Annotated in this window: 18 protein-coding genes and 1 pseudogene; 11 read left to right on the top strand and 8 right to left on the bottom strand. The window is 60.0% G+C overall.

The genetic code is table 11. From position 1 onward, the window contains the following. Position 1: 1 nt before the first annotated feature. The 4 genes and pseudogenes from JL39_RS03910 to JL39_RS03895 all read left to right on the top strand — a co-directional run bounded on the left by JL39_RS03910 (position 2) and on the right by JL39_RS03895 (position 4,235). Positions 2–1,021, top strand: coding sequence for an oligopeptide/dipeptide ABC transporter ATP-binding protein (locus JL39_RS03910; protein ID WP_052182651.1), 1,020 nt, complete (start codon positions 2–4; stop codon positions 1,019–1,021). Between the two features lie 31 nt (positions 1,022–1,052). Next, positions 1,053–2,438, top strand: a complete 1,386-nt coding sequence (locus JL39_RS03905) for a serine hydrolase domain-containing protein (RefSeq protein ID WP_081952703.1) — start codon at positions 1,053–1,055, stop codon at positions 2,436–2,438. Between the two features lie 78 nt (positions 2,439–2,516). Continuing rightward, positions 2,517–2,696: pseudogene (locus tag JL39_RS30785) on the top strand (amidohydrolase); the annotation flags it as partial. Positions 2,697–2,849: 153 nt separating this feature from the next. Then, positions 2,850–4,235, top strand: a complete 1,386-nt coding sequence (locus JL39_RS03895) for a Fic family protein (protein ID WP_037146485.1) — start codon at positions 2,850–2,852, stop codon at positions 4,233–4,235. Between the two features lie 69 nt (positions 4,236–4,304). Here JL39_RS03895 and JL39_RS03890 read toward each other — a convergent pair whose 3' ends face one another. The 7 genes from JL39_RS03890 to JL39_RS03860 all read right to left on the bottom strand — a co-directional run bounded on the left by JL39_RS03890 (position 4,305) and on the right by JL39_RS03860 (position 13,562). Further along, positions 4,305–5,387, bottom strand: coding sequence for an ABC transporter ATP-binding protein (locus JL39_RS03890; RefSeq protein ID WP_037146484.1), 1,083 nt, complete (start codon positions 5,385–5,387; stop codon positions 4,305–4,307). Next, positions 5,384–6,187, bottom strand: a complete 804-nt coding sequence (locus JL39_RS03885; protein WP_037146483.1) for an ABC transporter permease — start codon at positions 6,185–6,187, stop codon at positions 5,384–5,386. The genes JL39_RS03890 and JL39_RS03885 overlap by 4 nt, the downstream gene beginning before the upstream one ends. Positions 6,188–6,199: 12 nt before the next feature. After that, positions 6,200–7,081: an ABC transporter permease gene (locus JL39_RS03880; RefSeq protein ID WP_037146482.1), complete on the bottom strand. Its 882-nt coding sequence runs from the start codon at positions 7,079–7,081 to the stop codon at positions 6,200–6,202. Positions 7,082–7,092: 11 nt separating this feature from the next. Then, a complete protein-coding gene (locus JL39_RS03875) occupies positions 7,093–8,127 on the bottom strand; it encodes an ABC transporter substrate-binding protein (RefSeq protein WP_037146481.1) in 1,035 nt (344 codons plus the stop codon). 212 nt (positions 8,128–8,339) lie between these two features. Then, a complete protein-coding gene (locus tag JL39_RS03870; protein WP_037146480.1) occupies positions 8,340–9,245 on the bottom strand; it encodes a LysR family transcriptional regulator in 906 nt (301 codons plus the stop codon). A 297-nt stretch (positions 9,246–9,542) separates the two neighbouring features. Further along, entirely contained in the window at positions 9,543–11,522 is a 1,980-nt protein-coding gene (locus tag JL39_RS03865; protein WP_037146478.1) for a hydantoinase B/oxoprolinase family protein, read from the bottom strand. A 3-nt stretch (positions 11,523–11,525) separates the two neighbouring features. After that, complete coding sequence (locus tag JL39_RS03860; protein ID WP_037146476.1) at positions 11,526–13,562, bottom strand: hydantoinase/oxoprolinase family protein; 2,037 nt, start codon at positions 13,560–13,562, stop codon at positions 11,526–11,528. 408 nt (positions 13,563–13,970) lie between these two features. On the opposite strand from JL39_RS03860, the gene JL39_RS03855 reads away from it, so the two are divergent. After that, entirely contained in the window at positions 13,971–15,479 is a 1,509-nt protein-coding gene (locus JL39_RS03855; RefSeq protein WP_037146474.1) for an ABC transporter substrate-binding protein, read from the top strand. A 44-nt stretch (positions 15,480–15,523) separates the two neighbouring features. On the opposite strand, the gene JL39_RS03850 is transcribed toward JL39_RS03855, so the two are convergent. Continuing rightward, complete coding sequence (locus JL39_RS03850) at positions 15,524–16,465, bottom strand: LysR substrate-binding domain-containing protein (RefSeq protein ID WP_037146472.1); 942 nt, start codon at positions 16,463–16,465, stop codon at positions 15,524–15,526. Between the two features lie 91 nt (positions 16,466–16,556). Here JL39_RS03850 and JL39_RS03845 point away from each other — a divergent pair, with 91 nt between their 5' ends. Genes JL39_RS03845 through JL39_RS03820 form a run of 6 tightly spaced genes read left to right on the top strand, consistent with a single transcriptional unit; the run spans position 16,557 to position 22,253 of the window. Next, entirely contained in the window at positions 16,557–17,666 is a 1,110-nt protein-coding gene (locus tag JL39_RS03845) for an FAD-binding oxidoreductase (RefSeq protein ID WP_081952702.1), read from the top strand. Then, on the top strand, positions 17,647–17,946 hold the full coding sequence (locus tag JL39_RS03840; protein ID WP_037146470.1) for a (2Fe-2S)-binding protein: 300 nt from the start codon (positions 17,647–17,649) through the stop codon (positions 17,944–17,946). The genes JL39_RS03845 and JL39_RS03840 overlap by 20 nt, the downstream gene beginning before the upstream one ends. Continuing rightward, positions 17,943–19,322, top strand: coding sequence for an NAD(P)/FAD-dependent oxidoreductase (locus JL39_RS03835; protein WP_037146468.1), 1,380 nt, complete (start codon positions 17,943–17,945; stop codon positions 19,320–19,322). Before JL39_RS03840 ends, JL39_RS03835 begins: the two co-directional genes overlap by 4 nt. Beyond that, a complete protein-coding gene (locus tag JL39_RS03830; RefSeq protein WP_037146466.1) occupies positions 19,319–20,440 on the top strand; it encodes an FAD-dependent oxidoreductase in 1,122 nt (373 codons plus the stop codon). Before JL39_RS03835 ends, JL39_RS03830 begins: the two co-directional genes overlap by 4 nt. After that, complete coding sequence (locus tag JL39_RS03825) at positions 20,437–21,378, top strand: ABC transporter permease (protein WP_037146464.1); 942 nt, start codon at positions 20,437–20,439, stop codon at positions 21,376–21,378. Before JL39_RS03830 ends, JL39_RS03825 begins: the two co-directional genes overlap by 4 nt. Then, positions 21,375–22,253: an ABC transporter permease gene (locus tag JL39_RS03820; protein WP_052182650.1), complete on the top strand. Its 879-nt coding sequence runs from the start codon at positions 21,375–21,377 to the stop codon at positions 22,251–22,253. Before JL39_RS03825 ends, JL39_RS03820 begins: the two co-directional genes overlap by 4 nt. Positions 22,254–22,414: the final 161 nt, after the last annotated feature.

The following is a 22,414-nucleotide window of genomic DNA, read 5'->3' as shown; positions in this document are numbered from 1 at the left end:
CATGAGCCTGCCTCCACTTCTCGATGTCAACGGATTGCATGTTCGGTACCCCATCCGTAAGGGCCTGTTTGGCGGTGTCGTCGGCCATGTCAGCGCGGTCGATGGCGTCAGCCTGACCCTCAACCGCGGTGAAACGTTGGGACTGGTCGGGGAGTCCGGTTGTGGTAAGTCGACGCTTGGCCGCACTGTCATCGCCCTGCAGAGACCCAGCGCCGGCAATGTGCGGTTCCGCAATCAGGACCTCTTCGCGCTTAGCTCGGCCGAACTGAAGCAGCAGCGCCGCTTTGCTCAACTGATCTTCCAAAACCCACGCGCATGCTTCGACCCGCGCAGGACGGTCGGCTCGTCCGTGCGCATGGGGCTCGATATTCAGGAATTGCTCGACCCCAGCGAACGCGAAGAAGCCGTGGCCGGGATCTTCAGAAAGGTGGGATTGAGACCCGAACATCGGTTCCGTTATCCACACGAGCTATCCGGCGGCCAGTTGCAGCGCATCGGCATTGCTCGCGCGCTGATCCTCAAACCGAGCCTGATCGTTTGCGACGAGCCAGTATCCGCACTCGACGTTTCCGTGCAGGCACAGATCCTCAACCTGCTCAGCGACCTCAAGGCGGAATTCGAACTGGCGCTCCTATTCGTCTCGCACAATCTCGCAGTCGTTGAATATATCGCCGACCGAGTGGCGGTCATGTATTACGGCCGCATCGTTGAAATCGCACCCACTCACGCACTGTTTTCCAGTCCACGCCATCCCTACACGCGTGCTCTGCTCGCCGCGGTACCCACCATGGATATCGCCCGGCGCGACGACCCGGTGCCACGGCTCGGCGACCCTCCGGATCCCGCCAATCTGCCGACGGGCTGTCGCTTCCGCAATCGATGCCCATTGGCCTTCGCCCGTTGCGCCGAAGCGGAACCTTCACTGGTGACGGCAAAAGATGGCCATGGCGTCGCCTGCTGGGCTGCTGAAAGTGCTTCAATCGATGCGGGGCCCATGACGGCCGCGGCATCGAACGGTTAATCGAATACACATAAGGATGGGGAGTAAACTCATGACGGAATGGTTGGATGCAGCGCTCGCCTACGTCGAGCGCTGGATGGGTTTCCAGATGCAGCTGACGGAACAGCCCGGCTGTGTTGTGGCGGTCGCGAAGAAGAGCGAGCTCGTTTTCAGCCGCGCATTAGGGACGGCCGATCTGAGGACCGGCAAAGCACTGACGCCAGAACATCGTTTTCGCGTGGCTTCGCATTCCAAAACCTTCACCGCCACTGGCATCATGAAGCTCCAGGAAGCGGGCAAGCTGCATCTCGACGACAAGATCGGCAAATATGTCCCGGGTCTCGATGCCACGGTGGCTGAAACCACTATTGCGCAATTGCTTTCTCACGCAGCCGGCATCATGCGCGACGGGCGCCGTTCCTCCCATTGGCAAGTCACTGCTCCCTTCTTCGACGATCCGGCGCTGCGCGAAGAATTGGCATTGCCGCTGGTGATCGACGCCAATACCCGCTTCAAGTATTCCAATCTCGGTTTTGGCCTGCTCGGCTTCGCGATCGAAGCAATAACCGGCGAACCCTATATCGGCTGGATCTCCCGCGAAGTCGTTGCGGCCTCAGGCCTGGAGCAGACGACACCGGACATGCCGGTCGCGCCGGGTGCGCCGCTCGCCTTCGGCCATAGCGGTCGTCTGCCCTTTGGTCGCGGCGTGATCAACGGGCACCAGCCGACCTTCGCGCTTGCTGCCGCCACGGGTTTCGTGAGTACCGCAGGTGATCTTGCTCGCTTTTTTGCAAGCCTTGATCCGGCGGCGGAAACAAGCATCCTTTCGCCCGCCAGCCGGCGCGAAATGACGCGGCGGCATTGGCAGGTGCCGCATAGTTGCGAACCACGCTACTATGGCTTGGGCACGATGCTGATGGAAGCCAGCGGCCATGCCTTGATCGGCCACGGCGGCTCCTTTCCCGGTTTCATCAGCCGGTCGGCGACAATCCCGGACTGGGGTATCAGTCTCTCAGTCGTCACCAATTCCATTGATGGTCCGGCAAATGCCTGGCTTGAAGGCATCGTCTCGATCATGGACCGTTTCAGCAAGCATGGCGCCCCGGCGGAGCGCGTTGCAGATTGGGCCAGCCGATGGTGGTCGCTTTGGACCGCTATCGACCTCGTGCCGATGGGGGACAAGGTTTTCATTGCCAATCCCGGCGCCCCTAAACCGTTCACTGATGAGGCTGAACTCGAAATCACCGGCGCGGCCGAAGGAAGAATCGTACTTGCCAACGGGTTCGGCAGTCACGGCGAGCCGGTGAGACTTGGTTTCGATGCGACCGGCAGACCGGACCACCTTTTTCTTGGCGGCGGCGATTGGTCGTCTGATCCGCGACACCTGTCTATCTCTTATGACGGACTGGCCTCAGGTCCGAAATCCACGGCAGCCTGAAGCCGCAATCCCTCTTCAGCCGGTGCTGCACATGCGGCGTCGGCTCGCTACCATCTTTCGCCATCAAGGTTTTCGAACATGCCCGTTATTGAGCGCATCGCTGCTTACGCCCGCGAACTGACCGCCATCCGCCATGATCGTCATCAATATCCGGAAATCGGCTTTGAAGAGGTCCGCACGTCCGGCATTGTCGCCGAACTGCTCGGCAGCTGGGGCATCGATGTTCATCGCGACATCGGCAAAATCAGCATAGTAGGTTTTATGGCGCATATTCTGTCTATGCGCCACATTTCGACCCCTATGCGCCATTTAATGGCGTATAGGTTTGATAGTGGCGCTTATATGTGGCTTAATGGCGTATATCCGCAGTTAGATGGCGCATAAAAGTCTATACGCCATCAAGGAGTTAAAATGGCCAAGCCATTGCCAGAGGAGGAGTTGAAGGCAATCGAAGCCATAGTTCGCGCCCAATCGGGCGGTGTTACGCTTGGCCAAATTACAGCGGCGCTTACGGTGAACATTCCGACCCGTACCCTTCAGCGGCACCTTGCGTTCCTAGTTGAGAATGGCCGTCTCCTCCGAGAAGGGGAGCGCCGCTGGACGAAATACTATCCGCCTGCGGAAGCTCGAGGCGAGGCTGCACTCGCTGCTGCCGAAGAAGCGGTGATCCCCTTGTCCGGAGGTGGAAAAGAAGTGCTGGCGTACGTCCGCCAGCCTGTCGAACGCCGCAATCCAGTCGGTTACGACAGGGCGTTTCTGGATTCATACAGGCCGAATGTCAGCACATATCTGGATGAGCGTGAACGAGCACATCTTCAAAGAGTCGGCACAGCTGAAACCGGGGAACAACCGGCCGGCACATACGCCAAACTAATCCTGAACCGGCTGCTGATAGACCTGTCATGGAATTCGAGCCGACTTGAAGGCAACACCTATTCGTTGCTCGATACCAAGCGGCTGATTGACTTCGGTGAGGAAGCCGAAGGAAAAGAGCGTCTCGAAGCTCAGATGATCCTCAACCATAAGGATGCTATCGAGTTCTTGGTGGGTACTGCCGAAGAAATCGGCTTCAACCGCTATACGATTCTCAATCTTCACGCGATGCTGGCCAACAACCTGCTCGCCGATGAAGGTGCAGCAGGACGGCTACGCCATATCAGTGTAGGCATCGAACGGTCGGCATTTCATCCGCTCGAAAATCCTGCCGTTATCGAAGAATGTTTCGATCAGATACTCGCAACTGCGGCGGCCATCACGAGCCCCTTCGAGCAGGCGTTCTTCGTGATGGTGCAGCTACCTTACCTTCAGCCTTTCGACGATGTGAACAAGCGGGTTTTGCGGCTTGCTGCGAATATACCGCTCATCAAGCGCAACCTATCGCCGCTTTCGTTTACCGATGTACAGCGCCAGACATACACCGATGCTATACTTGGCGTGTACGAAATGAATCGAATCGACCTGCTCAAAGACATGTTCATATGGGCGTATGAGCGTTCGGCAGCGCGCTATGCTGCGGTGCGTCAATCACTCGGTGAGCCAGATCCGTTCCGCTTGCGCTATCGAGATGCGTTGCAAACCATAGTAGGCGAGATCGTGCGCAACGGTATGAATCGCAAAGCAGCTGTCGCCCATATTGGCTCGTCGGTAACGAAAAACATCGAAGAACCTGACCGCGAGCGGTTTCGGGAGATGGCGGAACGGGAAATTCTCAGCTTGCACGAAGGCAATTTCGCGCGCTACCGCATCCGGCCCTCCGAATTCGCGGCATGGCAGGAAATTTGGGCGGCGGTCCGTTGAAAGGGCAGATTTGGAAGCTAACTGATCCGCTACGCCCTACAAGCGAATCCTCCCATGGACTGTCTTTATTCACTCGTTAAGCAGGCGGATCGCCGCAGGTGCGATGGAAATGCTGACGTGATTGCCCGTCTTGAGTTGATCACTGCGGCTGGAGCGAACGAGGGCTTTGATCGTGATATCGCGATCGACAGTAACCCATAGGTCCAGGTGCGCGCCGAGATTGACGATCTTGGAAATAGTCCCGTCCAAGACGTTGGCACCTTCGGCAGAAGCCTCAGCGCCAATGATCCTGACGTCCTCGGGGCGAATGCAGCAAAATCTCGCCGCCGGTGGGCCGGCTTGATCGCTTCCGACAGCCAGCGAGATATTGCTGTGGTTGATCGTGATCTCCCGCTGATCTCCCGTCGCACGCACGGCAGACACGGGGAGAATGTTGGATTTTCCGATGAAATCAGCCACAAAGCTGGTGCGGGGCGCATTATAGATATTCTCCGGCTTGTCTTGTTGCGCGATCACGCCGCCTGACATCACGACCACGCGGTCCGACATCGCCATGGCCTCTTCCTGGTCATGGGTGACGTAAACGAACGTCATTGCGAGCTGTTGCTGGATTTCCTTGAGCTCGACCCGCATGGCCTCCCGCAGTTTGAGGTCGAGATTGGAAAGCGGCTCGTCAAGAAGGAGCACCGACGGTCGCGGCGCGATCGCACGGGCGAGCGCCGTGCGCTGCTGTTGTCCGCCGGACAACTCCTTAGGATAACGCGCTTCGAAACCCTCCAGATGAACGCTTTTGAGTGCCGTATTCACAGTCTGGTCGATTTCGGCGCGGGGGACGCCTTTCATCTTGAGGCCAAAGGCGACATTCTCGGCAACCGTCATATGGGGGAAGAGCGCATAGTTTTGAAAGACCAGCCCGATGTTGCGCTTCTCGGGTGGTACGCCTGCCTGGTTCCTGCCCCTGATCCGGATCTCTCCTCCTGTCGGCTCTTGAAACCCGGCAATCATGTTGAGGGTCGTCGTCTTGCCGCAGCCCGATGGCCCGAGCAGGCTGACGAACTCGCCCTTCGGAATGGACAGGCTGATGTCGCCGACGACGAGGGCGTTGCCGTAGGTCTTGCGGACAGAGATCAGTTCGATGTCGATATCGCTCATTTGCTTCCACCGTGGATCTGTGCGGAAAAGCCGCCCAGTTTTTCGAAGAGGAATATGGTTGTCAGGATGAAGATCAAGGACGCCACATTGACGGCGGCCAGAACCGGGTCGAGGCTGTATTCCATGTAGTTGATGACCGTGATCGGCAAAGTTGTCTGCCCGGGCCGCACGAGGAAGACCGACAGCGGAATGTTGTTGAAGGAAATGATGAATGCAAAGGTCATGCCGGAGAAAAGGCCGGGCTTAATAAGCGGCAGCAGGATGTGGCGGACGCGCTGCCATTTGCTGGCGCCCAGAATCTGCGCCGCCCGATCGAGGTTCTTGTCGAAATTGTAAATGGACGTCGCGATCATTCTCGCCGCAAACGGAAGCGTCAGGACGATGTGCCCGGCAATCAGTCCCGGAGTTCCGAGGAGCGTGTAGAGACCGGCCGAAGACAGGAAGAGTACGATCGCCACGCCCTTGACGATTTGCGGTACGGCAAGCGGCGACAGGAGAAAGGCCATGATCGCCTCGCTGCCGGGGCATTTTTCGTATGCGACCGCATAGGCTCCCAGTGCGCCGAGCACACCGCTGACCAGCGAAACGATGACCGCGATCTTGACACTGAGGATGAACGGGTCGAGCCATTTGGATGCCCACAGCGCGGCGTACCATTTCATGGTCCAGTCGGCCGGCGAAAAGGTCACCATGGACGAGGGGCTCAGCGATGCCGCCACCACGACGAGCAGAGGCAGCGTGATGAAGGCCAGGATGAGGCAGAGCGAAATCCAAAACAGGCCGGAAAGCAGACGGTTCATGGTGCCGGCCTCCTAGACGTTCAGTTTCTTATGGAGGCGGGTCTCCACCCGGCCGCCAGCAAAGGTGATTGCGAGCATCAGAACCAAAAGCACGATCGCCATGACCGCCGCCATGGGCCAGTTGATGTAAAACATGATCTGCTCGGAGATCATCGTCGCCAAAACCTTGAAGCGGGCGCCGCCCAGCAGGGCAGGGGTCGCATAGGCGCTCGCCGCCATGGTGAAGGAGATCAGGAGGGAGCTGACGATGCCCGGTATGGACAGCGGCAGCAGGATGTGACGGATGACCGAAAGGCGCGATGCCCCCAGAATTTGTGCCGCTTTTTCGATATTCGGATCGATGCCCTGAATGCTCGTGAGAAGAGCCAGAATGCCGAAAGGAAGCACAACATGGGTGAGCCCCACGACGACGCCGAAAAGGTTCTTCGCCAGGGGAAGCGGTGAGGAAGCGAGACCGAGCCAGATGAGGGCGTCGTTGACGAAACCCCTGTCTTCCAGGATGATCAGCCAGCCATAGGTTCGCAGCACCACGCCGGCCAGTTCCGGTGCGATCGCCAACGCGAAGACGATGGCTCTCCAGCGCGATGTCGATCGCGCCAGAAAATAGGCAACCGGGTAGGCCATCACCGTCACACAGATCGCCACGAGCCCTGACATCAGCATCGTGCGGAAAAGGCCGGCGATGATCAGTCCGTCGGTGAGGAAGCGCTGATAGCTTCCGAGGCTGAATTGGGCGGTCTTCGGATCCTGGAAGCTGATGCCGATCATCATGCCGATCGGCACGGCAAAGAAGAGCAGCAGCACGGCGAATGGTGGGAAAAGCGGAACATATCCGCGCAATGCGAACCTGCGGAGTGCCGGCGCCGCAGGTGAATCCGTTGCAACTATCGTCATCAGGCTTGCTTTCAGTTCGCAGCGTGAACGACTTCCCGTTCCCAGCGATCACCCCATTCCGGAAGCTTGGCGGCCATAATGGAAAGGTCGGGCAGGAGAAGCTTGTCCAGATCCTCTTCGGTGGTGATCTGTTTGGCACGTACGGCATCCGGCACATCGATGTCGCTGCGCGCGCTGCCCACTTTGTAGCCCGTCACCCAGGCTTCCTGGCTGGATTTTTCGAGAAAGAAATTGACGAATTTCATTGCGGCCTCCTTGTTCTGGGTTCCCACCGGAACGTTGAGCGTCGCAATAAGCGGAATTGTCCCCTCGGCCGGCTTGATATAGTCGACCGGCATGCCGGTATCGACGAGCAATTGCGCGCGGCCGTTCCAGAAGGGCATCGCCCATACCTGACCGTCCTTGACGTAGGTCTCCATCACGGCTGAGGACTGCTCGAAACCGACCGACTGTTTCGCAAGCTGCGCCATCGCCTTGAAGCCGGGATCGACGTTGTTCAACAGGTCCCCGCCATTCTTGACGGACAGGACCTGCATGAGGTTTGCCGCCATGATGTTCTGGAACGTCGGCAGGATGACTTTCCCCTTGAGCTCGCTGTCGAATAGGGCGGCCCACGAGCTTGGCGCGGCCTTCAGCTTGTCGGTCCGCCAGAGAAGGGACATGTACTGCAGTTCATGAACCGCACCGCATTCGCCGGCGATCTTGTTGATGGCCGGGCTCAGTTTTTCAAGATTGGGGACTGTCGCGGAGGTGAATTTTTCCAGCAGGCCGTCCTTGCAGCCATCAAGCGATTGAGATGCTGTCATGACGACGACGTCGAAACCTGGCCGACCGTTGGTCGCCTTGATCTTCGCGTAGTCCTGAGAGGACGAGCCTACCGGGTCGTAAACGACGCTGATACCGGTCTTGTCTTCGAACGGCTTGATGATCCGCTCCATAATAATAGCTTCATAGGGTCCGCCATAGCTATTAACGATCAGCTGCTCGCAATGGCCGACCGTGACTGTCGTCAACAATGCCGCCGCGGTGATTGTGGGTGTTTTCATGATTTTTCCCAGTTCCTGTTGGTTCCCGGGATGAATGTCGCGCGTCATCGCGCAGTTCGTCCAATTGAATTTGCATCCGATTTATAAACATCGCCAATCAATAAATGCCAAAGACCTATCAATGGCGATTGCCTGAATGTCGCCGAACAGGAGGGCCATCATCGTTGTCGAGCAATTTTCCTGGCCGGTTAGACGATGCAGCCATGGTTCACTTACAGCCGACGGGAAATGAGTTCTGCGAATTCAACGAAGGGAAGGATCCCAGGGATCGGATTGTCCGCGCGCCAGGCAATTCCCGTGGAAATTTCCTCGCTCAAATCCTCCACACGGCGCAGAACGACTTCGCTATCGACAATGCTCTCGATCCATTCCGGAAGGAAGGTAATCCCCAGCCCGGCCGAAGCCATTGCCAGTGCCGCAGTGGTGCTGGAAACCTTGAAGCTTGAATCCGCTTCGATCCCCGCTTCGATGATCTGGTCATGTATGGCTCTGAAACTTGAAAGCTCGAAGCGCTTCAGCGTGAACACGTCCTGTCCGATGAAGTCCGAAAGTCGCAACGATGGCCTGCGCGCCAGCGGAGAATTCTTTGGGATGACCGCCACGAAGCGATCCGACATGAGCGGGCGGAAACGGATGAAGTTGGCGTTGGTCGGCGGGCGCATGATGCCGATATCATATTCTCCGCGCTCAAGGGCGCGCAGAATCTCCGATGAATCGAAAATCCTGACATCCAGGCGCGTTTTGGGAAAGCGGTTGCGAAAACGCCGCAATATCAATGGCAGAAGCCGATGCGCTGCAGGGCCGATCGCGCCAATCTTGAGTTGTTCGCCGCCAGGCGACATGCCGCCCGCGGCCAGCTTCGACAACAGAACCGCCTCTTCGAGCTTGATCAGCGCTTCGCGGGCAAGAGGCAGAAATGTTGCACCCGAGGGCGTCAGTTCCACGCTTCGGGTCGATCGGATGAAAAGTTGAACGCCAAAAATGGATTCAAGTTTGCGAATTTGCTGGCTGAGCGTCGGCTGGGTCATGTTCAGCCGGGTCGCCGCCCGGCCGAAATGCAGTTCTTCGGCCAGAATGATGAAACACTTCATGCTCCAAAGATCCAGCGACTGGCTCATGCTATACGATGCACCTCCATTTCGATCGAGACTGATTTTCTGACGCGGTTTATCGCGCTGGCGACACCCGGTCGATAATCACTCCAAAGCAAGCAGACCCGCTTTCTAAGCGGCTGTCAAAGTCGAATTTTTCCAGACTGGGCTTGAAAGGCATTGCGGTCCGGCGATTGCTGGTGAAAATCTTGGCCGGCGTCGAGGGCAATCTTCCTGCGACAATCAGCAAGCAGGAACGCGGGGCGCAACTGACCTCGCCCCGCAAGCGGGCGATCATCGAGGCGGAGAAAGGTGTCCTCGTGCTTATGAAGCCTTCATTTTGGTGCCGGAAAGACGTGCTGCTTCCGCTTCGACGACTTTCTGGAGGGTCTCGGGATCGACGGTCTCGCCGGCGGCCAACATGCGGCGATGGACGTTGCCCACGAGTTGGCTGCCAATACGTTGGTCATAGGACAGCGCCATGGACGCCAACTGCCGTCGAATTGCAAGGGGCCAGACCCGGTCCTGCCGCTCCCGTTCGGCGCAGAAAGTGAAATCCGCCTGCCGAGCCCTTATTCGCTTGCTTCTTTGCACGGCCGTTGCGGCTTCGTCGATACAACCGTTCTCATCCAACACAACGGCATAAGCTTCCGCCGCCCGCTCAGGCGAGAGCATGTCATTGTCGATTTCGCCCTGGATTGCGGCAAGGTCGCGTTCCAGAGGGTCGCCGAATCCGCCGCCCGTGGGGCTGGTGATCCGCACCACATCGCCTCGCGACATTTCCAGCACCGAAATTTTCCCGATCGAACGCTCGTCGGGACGACCGGGATTGACGATCGTCGTGCCAAGCAGTCCCTGTTCGCCACCCTTGAAGCCCCAGGGCGCGAAGACAAAGCGATTCATATTGCGCACCGTCATCACGGCGCGGTTGGCGGTGTTTTCAAGTTCCATTTCGAGAGCCGCGCCACTGGCAAAGCGGCCTGCACGGCGGCTGTCCGGAACAATCCGGGTTGCACGCATGATGATCGGCGTTTCGATCTCGACGATTTCGACGGGCACGGCGCGCTGCGAATAACGCACCTCGGTACCGTCGACGCCGTCACTCCCGCGACGGCCGCCACCGCCACCATGAATGGTATTGATGACATTTACCCGATCGCGACCCGTCCGGGGATCGGGTGCCGAAACGACAATGACGCCCGCCATGCCCGCGCCCGCCGCCCCCAGACCTTCAGGCAGCGCCTGGTCGAGGCAGCCCATGATGATGTCGTAAGCGCGTGTTGCGGATGCTGCGCGAGAGCCGCCGGATGCCGGGAAGACCGCGTTCAGCACGCTGCCGCGGGGCGCGTGGGCATGGATCGCCCGCAAAATGCCGGAATTGCGCGGTGTCAGCGGGTCCATCGTCAGGATGAACGTGATGAGGCACTGAACCACGTAGGGATGGGTCGTTTTACCGGTTACCAGATTGTAGGCTGCCGATAGTTGCGGATCGGTACCGGTGAAGTCGACATCGATCTCGCCGTCGTGGACCGTCAGTGTCACGCTGAAATAGGCAAGCTGACCCTCGTGGATCCCTTCGAGATAATCGGAAAAGCTGTAAGTGCCGTTGGGAATGGTCCTGATGACCGCGCGAGCCTTGCCTTCCGCATATGTGATGACGTCGTTCATGCCTTCTTCGACCGCATCGCGGCCATAACGGTCGCACAGCTCGCCGATGCGCCTGTCCATGCTTTTCAGGCCGGAAATCATTGCCTGGATGTCGCCCCAGAGTTCGACGGGGATGCGGCTGTTGTCCTCGAAGATCGATTTGATCGCCTTGTTGAGCACGCCGCCTTCGTAGAGCTTCACCGGCCGGACCCTGAGGCCTTCCTGAAACACTTCCGTGAACGCGGGGGAAATGCTGCCCGGAACGGCACCGCCGATATCCGATGCATGCACGAATGACCAGCCGACGGCGATCAGCTTGCCATCGCGAAAGATCGGATAAAGAAGCGTAACGTCCATCAGATGGGTCACCAGGCCATCGGTTGCGAACGGATCGTTGGTGATGATGATGTCCCCCGGCTTTAAGTTTTCGCGCCCGATCGCGTTGAGTGTCGGTCGCAGGGGCGAACCGATGAAGACGTTCACGCCCGACATCATCGGATAGGCAAACATGTCTCCATCGGCAGTTGCGAGTGCGCATTGGTAGTCCTGAACAAGTTTCACGAAGGTGGTATGCGCGGTGCGATAGACGGCGGCTGATGCCTCCTCGACGATCGCATTGAAACGGTTGCTCATAATGGCTGTTCGGACGGCATCCATAGGTCAGCTCCGGCTCATGAATATTGCGCCATAGGCGCCGACGCGTGCGGTGAAATCAGGCGGCACGACGATTGTCGCTTCGGGCTGCTCGATGACGGCGGGTCCATGGACAGTGTCATTCAAGCTGAGGCGAGCTCTGTCATAGATGCTGACCTGCGGGAAAAACTGCCCCTGAAAACGCATCGGCCGCACGCCCTTCACCGGGTCGCCGCCGTCGAACATCGTCGGAGAAGCAGGCTCGGGGACGGACATGGCCCCCCTTACACGCATGCGCAGATCAACGAACTCGACCGCTGCCGTTCGATCGGCATGGCTGTAGATCCGCTCGTGCTCCCTGTGGAAGGCGTCATGCATCGCTGATAAGTCCTCGCTGTCGACGGCCGAGTTCGGCAGACGGACATCGACCTGGAAGGATTGCCCGACATACCGCATCTCCGCCCAGCATTCGTATGCCTCCGAGACGAGGCGTTCGGGTGGGGATTGTCGCGACAGCCATTCGGCGGCCTGCTCCCGCAGGGCTGCAAACTTCCTCGTGATGAGCGCGCCGTCGATGTCGAGCCCGTGCACGGTTTCCATTGCATCATGGCTGAGTTCAGAGACCAGACCGCCGAGAGCGCAGAAAACGGACGGCGTGGTCGGCACGAGGACGCGGCCGACACCGATTTCCGCCGCAAGGAGAGGGCCCTGGATCGCGCCGGCCCCACCATAAACCAGCAGGGTCAGTTCTTCCGGATCGACGCCCTGGCGCGCAAGATATGGCAGGACGCCAGCCACCATATTCGAACTGGCCACCGCGACGCACATTTCGGCGGCGTTGAGAATGTCGGTGCCTAAGGCTGCAGCGATTGGCGCCATGGCGTGTTCGGCTGCATCCCGGTTCAACTGCATGTTTCCGCCGAGCAGGGCTTGAGGCAGATAACCCGCGACCAGATAGGCATCGGTGAGGGTGGGGGCGCCGCCCCCGCGTCCGAAGCAGGCCGGACCTGGATAAGAACCGGCGCTTTGCGGCCCTATGCGCAAGACTCCGCCGTCAATCGTCGCGATCGATCCTCCGCCCGCCCCGATTGCCTCAATCCCGGTCACCGGCATGACGACAGGGAAGTCGCCGACTTCAGCGACCGTCGAGGTGAGGGCCTCTCCATCACGCACCAGCGAGATATCCGTGCTCGTGCCACCCATGTCCATGGTGAGGATGTTGCGCTCGCCGATAGAACGGCCAAGATATTGTACGGCGGTCACGCCGGACGCGGGACCTGAAAGAAGCGTGTGGACAGGGTAGTTGCGCGCTTCCGATGCTGCCATCGCGCCGCCGTTCGAACGAGTAACGAAGAGCTGCGAGCCAGGAAGTCTATCGGCGACATAATCTTCGACGGCACCGATATATTCATTCATGCGGCGCCGCACAAACGCGTTGAGCACGCTAACGATCGCGCGCTCATACTCGCCGATGCGCGGCCAGATTTCACTCGAAAGACTGACCTCCGCATCGGCGCCGACAGCCCGTCGGATAGCTCTCTCGACCGCTTTTTCGTGCTGCGGATTGGCATAGCTGTGGAGAAGCGCGACGGCATAACCGGCTGCACCGGCTTTGGCCGCCCGCCGGGCCAGGATTTCCACCGCCGTCTCATCGATTGCCGTTTCGACCGCGCCGCCGCGCAGGAGCCTTTCCTCGACCTCGAACACCATCGCACGTTCGACCAGCGGCTTTGTGCGGTTTTCGAAAATATTAAGCGGGTTGCGCACGCCCATGCGCTGCAGCTCCAGAAGGTCCCGGTAACCCTTGGTCACGAAGAATGCGATCTTCGGACCCTTTCGCTCGATCACGGCATTGGTGCTGACAGTCGTGCCATGCATCACCAACGCTGCCTCGCCCGCCTTCGGCGAGAGGCGCTCGAGAAGATTTTCAAATCCCTGCCGGAAGCCATTTTCGAAAGAAGGCGGTGTCGAGGGAACTTTCAGGCTGAAGATCTCGTGCCCACCCTCACGCCATCCACAGAAGTCGGTAAATGTGCCGCCTATGTCGACGCCAATCCTAAGCATAACGCGCGTCTCTCCGCATATTGAACCAGAAGACACATGGATGAAGCCGAGGCGGCTGTCGCCGTTTCGCCTTTCATGAATTTGTCTCCTCGTCGGGGTCAGATAAAAGTGTCGAGGAGGAGACTATGACGACGGTTCTTTGCGAGAGAAGTTGCGATTCCTGAACATTAATTGAAGATTCCAATTAATGCGGGCGTCGGCACGTGGGGCAATCGACAAAGGCCTTTCAGACGTTGCACCCCACGGCCTCGGCATGATGGGCGGCAGGGTATAACCTCTGGGAATGGATATCCCAAAATAGCGACTTTGACACTTATGGAGCCCTGTCCTTAACTCCTGTCAAACAACAAGGAGGCGAACGTGCAAAAAACTGGAAACAGACTGCTGGCAGCTCTTGCGGTGTCATTGATGGCTTCGATTGCCCTTCCACAGACAGGGCTTGCAGAAACGCTAAGAGTCGGAATCAATGCCGCCGACATCACGACGATGGATCCGACCCGGGCGACCGCCACCGCCGACGTGGCTCTTGTCTCCTGGATGTTCAACGGGCTGGTGCGCTTTCAGCCGGGCAGTGCAGATCCGTCGAAGATCGAGCCCGATCTGGCCGAGAGCTGGAGCAGTTCTGCGGACGGACTGGCTTGGACGTTCAAACTGAAGAAGGACGTCAAGTTTCACGGCGATTATGGCATTCTCACTGCAGAGGATGTGGTTTTCTCGCTGACCCGGGCCAAGGACCCGAAAACCTCTTCGTTTTCCAGCGATTTCGCCGCTGTCAAGTCGATCGAAGCTGTTGATCCCATGACAGTCCGCATCACTTTGAACGAACCGGTTCCAGGATTTCTTGGCCTCATCGCCAATTATCACGGCGGCAATATCATCAGCAAGAAAGCTGCGGAAAAGCTGGGAGCCGATTTCAAGAGCCACCCGATTGGCACCGGTCCATTCATGTTCGACCGCGCAATCACGCAGCAGACGGTGCATCTGAAAGCCTTTCCGGAATATTTCCGAGGCGCGCCAAAGATTAGCGACATCCAGTTCGATCTGATCCCGTCCGATTCCAGCCGTGAGCTTGCCTTCCGTTCCGGCGAGCTGGATCTGATCTACGGCAAGCGCGAACAGCGCTGGGTCGATCAGGCCAAGGCTTGGGACGATGCCGTCGTCGATATCTTTGCCCCCGGTGAATACCGGACGATCTTCCTGAACATGGCACATCCGCCGCTCGAAAAGATCAAGGTCCGGGAAGCAATTGCCCATGCGATCAACGTCGACCAGATCGTGCAGTTCGTGGGGGCAGGAGTAGGACCGCGTGGCTGTTCGGTGGTGCCGACGGGTTATCTGGGTGAAGATTGTTCCTGGGCCTACAAGTATGATCCGGCTCTGTCCAGCAAGCTGCTCGAAGAGGCTGGGTTCGCAAAGGGATTGCAGCTCTCCGCCGTCGTTTCGTCGAGTTCGTCACAGCAGCCGATCATGGAGGTCATCCAGGCGCAATTGGCGGAAGTCGGCATCGACATGCAGATGAAGGTCGTCGACCATCCCACTTATCAGGAACAGGTGCGAAAGGATCTCAGCGATGTCGTCTTTTATGGTGCTGCGCGCTATCCGGTGGCAGACAGCTATCTGAGCCAGTTCTATCATTCGGATGCGGCAATCGGAAAACCGACGGCGGTCACAAACTTCGCTCATTGCGATGCGGCTGATGCCGAAATTTCCGCGGCTCGGAAGGCGGTGAGCGACGAGGAGCGGTTGAAGCTCTGGTCTGCTGCACAAAAGAAAATACACGAACAGGTCTGCGGCGTGCCGCTGTTCAGCCTGATGCAGGTCTGGGTGCGCAGCAAGGCAGTCGACTACGGATATGAACTGAAGGGCTCGCTCAATCTTGCGCCACCCATTACCGAACAGACGACACTGAAGCGTTAGCGCGCTCCTGATCCCCGACGCTCCCCGAAACCCGCGACCATCCCCTAATCCAAATGGGGATGGTCGCGGTCGAGGTTGAAGCCCTCGGGCGACATCCTCGACTTTGAAGCCGCCGCATGCACTTCTTCGACGAAGTCGGCGACGAGCTTGCTGTTGCGGGCTCGTATCGGCCGGATGATCTGGTTGTCGATGTTGAGGGTTGGCCGAAACGGCCGAACGGTGACCCGGCCTGCGGCGAACTCCATTGTCAATGGATCGGCGACAGTCACTCCAAGGCCCGCCGCAACGAATTCCGCTATGTTCGGCGCCGTTGACGCCTCGATGACGATCTTGGGTCGCAGCCCTTCAGCCTCGAAGACGGCATCGACCTTCCGACGTGTCAGGCCCGATGGCGCGAAGGCGATGAATGGCTCTTCGGCGAGATCCCTTGGACTGAGCGTCTTTTTTTCGCAAAGACGATGACCGTGCGGCAGCACCACCACCGCCGGAGGGCTTTTTAGCGTTTCCACCTGGATAGAACTGTGTTCAAGGCCGCTGATAACCAGCGCCGCGTCCAGACGGCGCAGTAGAACGGCTTCCGTCAAGAACTGCGAGCTACGTGCTTCCACCGACACGAAAACATCGGGATGACGCGCACGAAACCCCACCAGAACCCGGCTCATGAATGGTCCGGACAATGCGGGCAGCGTGCCCACGACCAACTGGCCGTGCTCTTCCCGGCGAATAGCATCCACAGCGCGCGCCAACTGATGAACGCCGCCGAAAATGCGCTCGACCTCTTCGTAGAGCCGCATTCCGCGGCCGGTCGGGACCAGACGGCCACTTTCCCGTTCAAAAAGCTGCAGGTCCGTATCCGCCTCCAGATCCTGGATGAGCTTGCTCGCGGCCGGCTGCGATATTCGCAGGATCTCGGCCGCACGGCTGACCGTGCCGGCTTCGATCACCGCCATCAAGGCTTCGAGCTGCCTCAGGCTGGGGTTTCTCATGGTATAACCTGCATGAATAGTGACACAAAGTATTCGACTTTGACTTTCTACCGGCACTTGGCGACCATGACAAGAACTGAGGGAGATCGAATTGGACGCGGACGTCATCATCATCGGCGCAGGAGTGGTCGGCGCGGCACTTGCCTATGGCATTGCCCGGAAGGGGCACAAGGTCCTGGTACTGGATGGGAAGGATCGGGACCTGCGCGCAGCCCGCGCAAACTTCGGCCTCGTCTGGGTTCAGGGCAAAGGTTCCGATACGCCGGCATACACGGATCTTACGCTGCAAAGTTCCGATCTGTGGCCGACCTTCGGGGAGGAACTGGCCGAAGCGGCCGGATCGCGCGTTGATTATTCCCGCCGGGGAGGGCTGGCGTTCTGTCTGAGCGAAGCCGACTACAAGGCTCGCACGGCTCTCATAGAGCGGACGCACAACCGGCAGACGGAAGCCTACACCGAAATGCTCGAGCGGCCTGCGCTCGAGCGAATGTTGCCGGCCGTTACCCTGGGCAATGCCGTCGTGGGCGCAAGCTACTGCAAACTGGACGGCCATACCAACCCGCTGCAGCTCTACGCGGCTTTGCTGGGTGCTGTCTCGGCACTCGGTGGTCAGGTCAGGTTCCGTAATCCCGTCACCGCGATCAAACCCATATCGGGCGGTTTTCAGGTCGATACCCCGCAAGGCAACATCCGGGCTCGGCGCGTCATCGTTGCGGCAGGCCTGGCCACACCCGGCCTCACCGACCCTCTCGGCCTCGTCGTGCCGCTGCATGCCGAACGCGGGCAGATTCTCGTGACCGAGCGCCTGGCACCCATGCTGCCGCTTCCGGCAAGCGGGCTCCGGCAGACCGCGGAAGGTACCGTGATGATCGGTACGACGAACGAGAAGGCGTTCGATACGGGTGTGACGATGCAGTCGGCCATCAAGCTTGCGCGGCGGGCGCAACGTATCATCCCGGCGCTCGGGTCTGTCCGGCTCGTGCGCCAGTGGAGCGGATTGCGGGTACTTTCGCCTGACAAGGCACCGATCTATGCCGAGTCGACCCGCCATGCCGGCCTTTTTGCGGCGGTTTGCCATTCCGGCGTGACGCTTGCGGCGGCGCATGCGGCGATCGTCGGACCTGCCATGGCCGAAGGGCGGTTGCCGCAGAACCTTGCGGCCTTTTCCAATGGAAGATTCAATGTTCAGAAGTGTGCTTGAGGGGTCGGCGGCAGCGCCGGATATGATGGTCGTGGTGAATGGAGTCGAAACACCCGCCTGGAATGGCGAAACGGTCGCCAGCGTATTGCTGCGCGTTCCCAATGCAGGCCGGATATCGCCGGTAAGCGGCAAGCCCCGGCTTCCCTATTGCCAGATGGGGGTGTGCTTCGACTGTCTGGCCGTCGTCGACGGCATCGCCTCCACGCAGGGGTGCCTGGTTCCGGTGAAGCCGGGAATGCGCATTGATATCCAGCGTGGCCCCAGGGAGATTGCCCGATGACCTATGATGTCCTGATCGTCGGCGCCGGGCCGGCCGGCATGTCCGCTGCAGTGCAGTTGAGCAGAGACGGCCTGGCGGTCGCGGTCGTTGATGAACAGCCGGCGCCCGGCGGCCAGATCTGGCGAGGGGTCGAAAGAAATATGTCCGGTCCGTTCTTCCGGGCTCTCGGAGAGGATTACCGCAAAGGCCTCGCGCTCGTTGAGGCGTTCCGGGCATCGGAAGCCGAATACATGCCCGAGACCCAGGTATGGCAGATCGAGGAGGGATGGAGCGTATTCCTGACGTCTGGCGGCCGCGCGCGCCGCGTTTCCGCGCGAATTGTCCTGCTTGCGACGGGGGCCCAGGAGCGGCCTGTGCCTTTCCCTGGCTGGACCCTGCCTGGAGTGATGACGGTTGGTGCCGCCCAGATCCTCTTGAAATCCGGTGGGATGCTGCCTGAGGGCCGCGTCTGGATTGCGGGGGCGGGACCCTTGCCACTGCTCTACGCCACCCAGGCCCTTGACCTGGGGGGACGGCTTGCTGGTTATCTCGACACGGCCGGCCGGCCGGGTCTGGCCGCGCTGCAAAAACTGCCCGGAGCCTGGCGCGACCTGGCGGGACTTGCGAAGGGCGCAGGCTGGCTTCGCACGCTTCGCCGCAAGGTCGATATCGTCCGAGACGTCAAGGATCTGCGCGCCGAAGGCGAGGGGCGCCTCGAACATATCGAGTGGAGCAGGCACGGCAAGCGCGAGCGGGTGAAAGCCGACGTGCTGCTTGTCCACGAAGGTGTCGTGCCGCGTATTCATGAGACGCTGGCCCTCGGCTGCGCCCACGATTGGAGAGCTGGTCAGGGGTATTTCGCACCGAGGCTGGACTGCTGGGGAGAGACCAGCCGATCGGGATTGTTCGTTGCCGGCGATGCAGGCGGGATTGGCGGCTGGTCGGCCGCGATGGTGTCCGGTGAAATCGCCGCGCTTGGAATTGCGGCGCGTCTCGGCAAAGGCGGCGATGTGGGAGAGCGCCGTCGTCAGGCCCGGCTCGATGACCGACGTGCCCGTGCGCTTGCCTTGCGGCCGCTTCTCGATGCCCTTTACCCTCCGCCTCGAAAAAGGCTTCCGGACGAAACCATCGTATGCCGCTGCGAGGGAGTGACGGCGGGGACGATCCGGGCGGTCACCCGCGCCAGCGTGCCCGATCCGAACGCGGTGAAGGCCGCGACGCGATGCGGGATGGGACCCTGCCAGGGGCGGCAGTGCGGCTATACGGTTCAAGCACTTCTGGCGGAGGTCCACGGCGTACCGGCAGGCGAGGTGGCATTCTTCAACATCCGCCCGCCGCTCAAGCCGATCACGCTTGCAGAGATCGCCTCCCTCGAGGATATGGAGACGGCCGGATGAATGCCGATGTCCTCGTGATCGGCGGCGGTTTGCACGGCCTCTCGGCTGCATTGCAGTCGGCCAGGCGAGGGGCTTCGGTCACCCTGGTTGAACGGCATTTTCTCGGTCGACATGCCTCGGGCGCCACGGCGGCCGGTGTGCGTACTCTTGGGCGGCATCCCGCCGAGCTGCCGTTGAGCCTGGAAGCGGCGGGAGACTGGCACCGGATGAGCGAACTGGTGGGCGACGATTGCGGCTTTGTCGCCTGCGGCCAGTTGCAGGTCGCCGAGGACGAGGCGGCGCTCTCGGCGGTGAAAGCGCGCGTCGAGCGGCTGCAGGCAAAAGGTTTCACCCACGAGCGCATGGTCGAACCTGATGAATTGCGGACGCTGGTGCCGGACCTTTCCGCGCATTGTCTGGGCGGAGCCTGGGCAATCGCAGACGGCTCGGCCGATCCGCACCGAACGATCCGCGCTTTCCGTGATGCCGCTTTGGCGGCCGGGGTGCGCATGACGGAGCAATGCAAGGTCACCGCTTTGACGCGGCGTTCGGACTTTTGGCGGGCGGAAACCTCTCAGGGTTCGATCGAGGCGAAGGTGGTCGTCAACGCGGGCGGCGCATGGGCCGCGGAGGTCGCCGCACTGGCGGGCGACCCGTTGCATCATGCAATCCGCACGTCGATGATGGTCGTGACGGAGCGCACGGTGGCACGTATCGGGCCGGTCGTCAGTTCCTTAGGGCGGAAATTGTCCTTCAAGCAGACTGCGCAGGGCACGCTTCTGATCGGCGGTGGCTCGCAAGGCAAGCTCGCTGCCGACAGGCAGTCCGCGACAGTCGATGTCGTAGCGCTGGCAAGCTCGGTCAAGGCGGCCGTCCGTCTTTTCCCCACGGTTGGTGGGCTGCGCATCGTGCGGACATGGGCGGGCATGGAGGCGATGACCGAGGACCATCTGCCCGTGATCGGCTTTTCCCGCAGGGTCGAGGGCCTCGTCCACGCCTTCGGGTTTTCCGGCCATGGTTTCCAGTTGGTTCCGTCGGTCGGCCGCGTCCTGGCCGATCTCGTCTGCGAGGGCCGCACGAAACACGATCTTGCTGCTTTTGACACAAACCGCGTCGCCGCAGAAAGGGCTGCCGCATGATGCACTATGCCATCCGAAGACTTCTTCTCGCGATACCGATCTTGATTGCCATGCTGACTATGGTCTTCATCCTGGTCCGCCTGGTACCGGGTGACGCGGCGGTCGCCATGCTTGGCGACCGGGCGAGTGACGAGGCCTTGCGGGCGCTGCGCGCGGAACTCGGCCTCGATCAGCCGATCGCCATGCAGTATCTGCGCTTCATCACCGACATGCTAAGCGGCAATTTCGGACGCTCTTCCGTTAGCGGACGAAGTGTCCTGGAAGAGGTGGCGCTGGTGCTGCCCTATACCCTCGAACTGGCCTTTGCCGCTGTTGTGATCGGCACGCTCTTCGGGATTCCTCTGGGCATAGTCGCTGCATGTTGGCGCAATCAGTGGCCGGATTATACCAGTCGGCTTCTGTCCCTGCTTGGGCTGTCGTTCCCCGGATTTGTTTCAGCGATCCTGATGCTCCTGGCTTTTGCCGTCTGGCTGCAATGGCTGCCGGTGATGAGCCGCGCCACGACCGACCCGATCAATCATTTGCGCAATCTCGTCCTGCCCGCCCTCAATCTCGGATTGATCATGACCGCCTATATCGCGCGCGTCACACGCTCCTCGATGCTGGACGTGATGGGCGAGGACTATATCCGCACCGCCCGCGCCAAGGGTGTGCGTTCATCGAGGCTGATCCTGCGGCATGCGCTCGGCAACGCGCTGATCCCGATCGTGACTGTCGTCGGCCTGTATTTCGGCACCCTCATCGGCAACTCCGTTCTTACCGAGATCGTGTTTACGCGGCCTGGGCTGGGGAAACTTATCCTCGGCGCGCTGCAGTCGCGCGACTACACGATGCTACAGGGGCTGATGGTGGTGTTCGCGACCTTCGTGATCCTCGTCAACACGGTCACGGACCTCGTCTACGCCCTTGTCGATCCCAGAGTGAGCTACGCAAAATGACGGACGCGACTTTTTCCCTGACCACGGCGGAACGGCAGGCAAATCCCGTTCTTATGGCACTGCGCCGCAACCGGTTTTCCTGGATCGGTATCGGGCTGCTGGCTCTCATCCTGCTGGCCGCCCTCCTGGCGCCGGCCATCGCGCCCGACGATCCGCTGAAGCAGAACATATTGCACCGGCTAAGCCCGCCTTCCGCCGAATTTTGGTTGGGCACGGACAGCTATGGTCGCGACGTGCTCTCGCGGCTTCTTCATGGGGCACGGATATCGCTTTCGGTCGGCTTCCTTTCCGTCCTGATCGCCATGGTCGTGGGCTCCGCTCTGGGGATCGTGGCGGGCTATATCGGCGGCGTTTTCGATCAGCTGGTGATGGGGCTGGTGGACGTGATGCTGTCGTTTCCGACGCTGCTGCTCGGCTTGATGGTCGCGGCAATGCTGGGCGCGAGTTTCGAAAACCTGGTGATTGCCATCGCCATCACGGAGACGGCTCCCTTCGTGCGCGTGGCGAGAGCTCCGACAATCGCGGTGAAGCGACGAGAATTCATCGAGGCGGGCAAGTCCATGGGGTTTTCGCCGCTGCGCATTATGGGCGTCCATATCCTCCCCAACATCCTGTCGGACATCGTCGTCGTCGCGTCGCTGTGGATGGCTTCGGCGATCCGTACCGAGGCTTCGCTCGCCTTCGTCGGCCTCGGCGTGCCTCCGCCGGCCGCGACCTGGGGCGGCATGATCCGCGAAGGTTTCGACAATATCCTGAGCGCATGGTGGCTGGTCGTCTTCCCATCGCTTGCCATTCTCTTGACCGTGCTCGCATTGAACATTCTTGGAGATGCCTTGCGTGACGCGATCGATCCGAAGACGAGGAGCGGGCGATGACAGTTGTTCAAGACAATAGGCATCTGCCAGCAATTCCTCTGCGGGCGGTTCATGGTAACCCGGTGCTTTCTGGCACTGCAATGGAACAGACTGGTAGTTCGGTGACACCGGTGCTGTCGGTGAAGAACCTTTCCACGTCGTTTCGTGTGAACGATGAATGG

Origin of the sequence: Rhizobium sp. YS-1r, from assembly GCF_000757525.1 — a bacterium.
Lineage (GTDB): Bacteria > Pseudomonadota > Alphaproteobacteria > Rhizobiales > Rhizobiaceae > Neorhizobium > Neorhizobium petrolearium.
Note: the sequence above shows the minus strand (reverse complement) of the source record. Positions and strands in the feature narration are given on the sequence as shown.

Bases quoted from the DNA above. Each gene is read 5' to 3' on its own strand.
- JL39_RS03825 (WP_037146464.1), top strand. From the start codon at position 20,437: ATGATGCACTATGCCATCCGAAGACTTCTTCTCGCGATACCGATCTTG.
- JL39_RS03895 (WP_037146485.1), top strand. From the start codon at position 2,850: ATGGCCAAGCCATTGCCAGAGGAGGAGTTGAAGGCAATCGAAGCCATA.
- JL39_RS03885 (WP_037146483.1), bottom strand. From the start codon at position 6,187: ATGAACCGTCTGCTTTCCGGCCTGTTTTGGATTTCGCTCTGCCTCATC.
- JL39_RS03865 (WP_037146478.1), bottom strand. From the start codon at position 11,522: ATGGATGCCGTCCGAACAGCCATTATGAGCAACCGTTTCAATGCGATC.
- JL39_RS03910 (WP_052182651.1), top strand. From the start codon at position 2: ATGAGCCTGCCTCCACTTCTCGATGTCAACGGATTGCATGTTCGGTAC.
- JL39_RS03870 (WP_037146480.1), bottom strand. From the start codon at position 9,245: ATGAGCCAGTCGCTGGATCTTTGGAGCATGAAGTGTTTCATCATTCTG.
- JL39_RS03850 (WP_037146472.1), bottom strand. From the start codon at position 16,465: ATGAGAAACCCCAGCCTGAGGCAGCTCGAAGCCTTGATGGCGGTGATC.
- JL39_RS03860 (WP_037146476.1), bottom strand. From the start codon at position 13,562: ATGCTTAGGATTGGCGTCGACATAGGCGGCACATTTACCGACTTCTGT.
- JL39_RS03905 (WP_081952703.1), top strand. From the start codon at position 1,053: ATGACGGAATGGTTGGATGCAGCGCTCGCCTACGTCGAGCGCTGGATG.
- JL39_RS03820 (WP_052182650.1), top strand. From the start codon at position 21,375: ATGACGGACGCGACTTTTTCCCTGACCACGGCGGAACGGCAGGCAAAT.
- JL39_RS03875 (WP_037146481.1), bottom strand. From the start codon at position 8,127: ATGAAAACACCCACAATCACCGCGGCGGCATTGTTGACGACAGTCACG.
- JL39_RS03830 (WP_037146466.1), top strand. From the start codon at position 19,319: ATGAATGCCGATGTCCTCGTGATCGGCGGCGGTTTGCACGGCCTCTCG.
- JL39_RS03890 (WP_037146484.1), bottom strand. From the start codon at position 5,387: ATGAGCGATATCGACATCGAACTGATCTCTGTCCGCAAGACCTACGGC.
- JL39_RS03840 (WP_037146470.1), top strand. From the start codon at position 17,647: ATGTTCAGAAGTGTGCTTGAGGGGTCGGCGGCAGCGCCGGATATGATG.
- JL39_RS03835 (WP_037146468.1), top strand. From the start codon at position 17,943: ATGACCTATGATGTCCTGATCGTCGGCGCCGGGCCGGCCGGCATGTCC.
- JL39_RS03880 (WP_037146482.1), bottom strand. From the start codon at position 7,081: ATGACGATAGTTGCAACGGATTCACCTGCGGCGCCGGCACTCCGCAGG.
- JL39_RS03855 (WP_037146474.1), top strand. From the start codon at position 13,971: ATGGCTTCGATTGCCCTTCCACAGACAGGGCTTGCAGAAACGCTAAGA.